Origin of the sequence: Bacillus cereus group sp. Bce019 (assembly GCF_051781745.1) — a bacterium.
GTDB lineage: Bacteria > Bacillota > Bacilli > Bacillales > Bacillaceae_G > Bacillus_A > Bacillus_A cereus.
In genome coordinates this window covers 1-258 of the sequence record NZ_JBPWJX010000217.1, presented here as the reverse complement: position 1 = coordinate 258, position 258 = coordinate 1, and the positions used below count along the sequence as shown (strand labels likewise).

The following is a 258-nucleotide window of genomic DNA, read 5'->3' as shown; positions in this document are numbered from 1 at the left end:
AAAAAAGATTAGCAAAGAGCTAAAAATTAAAATGACTGATTCGTTTAATGATATCTAAACCAAACAAACCATCCTTTTTCTTTACTTTTTGCTAAAAATATTTGACCTTGGGCTAGGTCAGCTCCAGGTGCTTTTGGGAAGTCTAAACGTACAAGCCATGATTTCTCAGCAATTTCTTTACCACAAAAGGTTTTTGCCATTCCAAAATAGTTTTTTTCTTCTTTATTACCAATAGTTTTAGGAAAAGGTTTTGCAGTT

General features: G+C 31.8%; 1 pseudogene. It reads right to left on the bottom strand.

Going from position 1 to position 258, the window contains the following annotated elements:
• Positions 1–44 precede the first annotated feature (44 nt).
• Positions 45–258: pseudogene (locus ACS2QP_RS28080) on the bottom strand (hypothetical protein); the annotation flags it as partial.